Genomic DNA, 3,564 nt, shown 5'->3' on the forward strand with positions numbered 1-3,564 from the left:
TCGAAGCTACTTCTCTCTGTCCTTTATGACGCTTTGTATCGTTTAGTTCTTCCGAAAAATGGTCATCGTAAGCTTGTACAAGTTCATTGATAGCACAAGAAAATTTAATTGACCAGTCCAATAATTTATGGGCATGATGCACATTGACAACTCCAATTCCAGTCATCACAGACGTTCCATTCATCAAAGCCAATCCTTCTCTAATTTCAACTTGAATAGGCTCCAGTTTTTCTATGGCAAAAACGGCTGCAGTAGGTCTTCTCTCCCCTTTATAAAAAACCTCTCCTTCACCAATAAGAACCAAAGCCAAATGTGCCAATTGTACTAAATCACCACTGGCTCCCACTCCACCATGTTCAAATATTAACGGAGTAATTTCTCGATTGATTAATTCTTGCATCAATAGAATCACTGAAGAATGAACTCCAGAATTACCTAAAGAAAGTGTATTAAGCCTAGCCAAAATCGCTGCTTTAACACAGGTTGCATTCAACGGTTTTCCTGTACCAGAAGCATGACTTCGTATTAAATTATATTGCAATTGTATACGATCCTCATCTTTAATACGATATTGAGCCATTGGCCCAAATCCGGTATTTACACCGTAAATGATTTTATTAACTGAGAATTCTTTTAGAAAATCAAAACTTTCATTAACTCGATCTAAAACAACTTGGCTAATATTTATTTTGTCATTATTAAAGATTACAGATTCAAACTCTTCTAGACTTAAAAATTCCTTTATAGTATTCATTCAATTTGTATTATTTTTTCAACTAAATATATCAAAAATTAATTTTTATTTAGAATTTAATGTGGTTAATTTGAATAAACAAATGTAGCACAATATCGCTAAAATTAGTAAACCTATATTTTTTTTGTTTTACGAATCAGAAAAACAAACATAACTAATATATTAACAAGCACTTACAATGCCCTCTTAAATAACAAAAAAAGAATGAAAGATTTTGGTTCTGACAAAAAAAATGTTGTTCAAGCGAATTTAGACGCACAAAAAATTGCTTTTGCCCCAATTATGTTTCAAGCAGCAAAATCACTTCGAAATTTGGGTATTTTAGAATACTTATTTAATAAAGACAAAGCGAGTATAGAAACCATAGCCACGGACTTAAACTTATCTGTCTATGGCGTAAAAGTTTTACTCGAAGCAGGTTTAAGCTTGGAAATGGTTTATTTGAAAGACAATGAATTCATACTCACAAAAACTGGTTATTTTATATTAAGGGATAAAATGACCAATGTAAATATGGATTTCACACAAGATGTAAATTATCTGGCAATAAATCATTTGGAAGAATCTATAGTAAATGGAAAACCGGAAGGACTGAAAGAATTAGGAAATTGGGATACCGTTTATATTGGTTTATCTGAATTGCCAGAAAAGATCAAAAAAAGTTGGTTTGACTTTGATCATTTTTATTCCGATTATACTTTTCCTGAAATTATGCCTATTTTATTTGACAATAATCCCAAATCATTTTTGGATATTGGGGGCAATACCGGAAAATTTTCTTTACAATGTGCCAAATACGACCCAACAGTAAAAATCACCATATTGGATTTACCGGGACAGGTCAAAGTAGCACAGAAAAACATTGCGGACGCAGGTTTTGAAGATCGAATTTCTACTATAGGCGCCAATTTATTGGATGATTCTATTCCATTCCCAAAAGGATCCGATATTATCTGGATGAGTCAATTTATAGATTGTTTTTCGTTGGAAGAAGTTTACAGTCTTTTCAGACGAGCCTATGAAGCAATGACAGACGATGCCAGTTTCTATATTTTGGAAACGTTTTGGGATTTGCAAAAATTTCAAGCATCAACATATAGCTTACATGCCACTTCTTTATATTTTACGGCAGTTGCCAATGGAAACAGCCAAATGTTTCATTCAGAGGACATTTTGAAAGTAATTGAAAAAGCAGGATTTGTAGTAGCTGAAATGCATGAAATGATTGGAATGAGCCACACATTGATTAAATGTAAAAAAAGAGTTTTATAACTCGATAAATCTTTATTTTTGCACTCTCACAGCGTATTTCTAGTCGAAGCTATAAATCACGACACACTCTTTACAAAAACTTTAATTGCAATAAATAAATGTTACAGGAATTCGTAGATGTTTTAATCATTGGAGCAGGACCATCTGGATGTGTTTCTGCTTCTTATCTTCATAAAAAAGGAATCAAAATTAAGGTTGTAGAAAAAACAAAATTCCCTCGAATAGTTGTAGGCGAAAGCCTTATTCCAAGAGTTATGGATCATTTTGCGGAAGCGGAATTATTCGAATGTTTGGATGCGATGAATTTTGAAAAAAAATTGGGAGCCCGATTTATAAGAGGAGAAGATATCTGTGTTTTTGATTTCAGTAATAAATTTTCCGAAGGTTGGGATTGGACTTGGCAAGTGCCCAGAGCCGATTTTGACAACACCATGGCTCAAGAAGTAATCCGGAAAGGTATCGATTTAGAATTTGAGTCGGAAGTGGTTTCGGTTACTTTTCAAGGAAAAAATTCGATTACCGTTGTAAAAGACAAAGACGGTAATCTAAAAGAAATTCACGCTAAATTCATCATTGATTCTAGTGGTTATGGTAGAGTATTACCACGACTTTTGGACTTGGACACTCCTTCCAAATTAGACCCACATTCCTCTATTTTCACGCATGTTGTCGATATCAACCGTCCGGAAGGAGTGGAAGGAACGATGATTTCATTTGACATACTCGAAACCGAAGTTTGGTTATGGGTTATTCCTTTTTCGAATGGCAATACAAGCCTTGGCGTTGTAGGGCCAACGGATTTTATCAATTCACTTTCTGCTAATAAAGACAATACTGAAGCGTTGAAAAATGCCATTCAGCTTTCTGATTTTTATATCAAACGATTTGCAGGAGTTGATTTTATATTTGAACCTATCAAATTAGAAAACTACTCCCGATCTGTCAAAAAAATGTACGGAGATGGTTTTGCGCTTACAGGGAACAGCTCTGAGTTTTTGGATCCCGTATTTTCGTCGGGTGTTGCATTTGCTACCGAATCGGGTATGCTTGCCGCCAAACTATACCTCAAAGAATCACAGGGAATTACTGTAGATTGGGAAACTGAATTTACTGGATATATGAAAAGAGGTATTGCCGTTTTTACCACTTACGTAAAAGAGTGGTATACCGGAAACCTTCAAACCCTATTTTTCCATCAACCCGAAAACCCAGATGTAAAAAGAAAAATATGTGCTGTTCTCGCAGGCTATGTTTGGGATGAAGAAAATCCATTTGTAAAAAAACACGACAATCTTATCAGAAATATGGCTCACATACTCCAAATGGAAAGTCCACAAAAAAAATCCTAGTTTATGACTAGGATTTTTTTGTGTTCTAAATTTAAAAACTGCTAAACAACTAAATTCAACTATTAAAACTTAAAATTACTGACTATTAAATAGTTAAATAAAATAAACTCACGAAAAACTTACATTATTTTTATATCTTTATAATTCAAAAGAAATAAACCAATAATTATCTAGATATGAAAAAGCAAG

Annotated in this window: 3 protein-coding genes; 2 read left to right on the forward strand and 1 reads right to left on the reverse strand. The window is 33.6% G+C overall.

Annotated elements, in window-relative coordinates; genetic code table 11:
- Nucleotides 1-754 (reverse strand): aromatic amino acid ammonia-lyase (locus VFS71_RS09160; protein WP_326400801.1); only part of this gene is annotated, 754 nt, incomplete at its 3' end.
- A gap of 204 nt (nt 755-958) precedes the next feature.
- On the opposite strand from VFS71_RS09160, the gene VFS71_RS09165 reads away from it, so the two are divergent.
- Together VFS71_RS09165 and VFS71_RS09170 are read left to right on the forward strand one after the other, a co-directional pair.
- Nucleotides 959-2,026: a class I SAM-dependent methyltransferase gene (locus tag VFS71_RS09165; protein WP_326400803.1), complete on the forward strand. Its 1,068-nt coding sequence runs from the start codon at nt 959-961 to the stop codon at nt 2,024-2,026.
- A gap of 98 nt (nt 2,027-2,124) precedes the next feature.
- Nucleotides 2,125-3,375, forward strand: coding sequence for an NAD(P)/FAD-dependent oxidoreductase (locus tag VFS71_RS09170; protein ID WP_326400805.1), 1,251 nt, complete (start codon nt 2,125-2,127; stop codon nt 3,373-3,375).
- Nucleotides 3,376-3,564 lie beyond the last annotated feature (189 nt).

Origin of the sequence: Flavobacterium sp., assembly GCF_035760125.1 — a bacterium.
In the GTDB taxonomy this organism is placed as follows: Bacteria; Bacteroidota; Bacteroidia; order Flavobacteriales; family Flavobacteriaceae; genus Flavobacterium.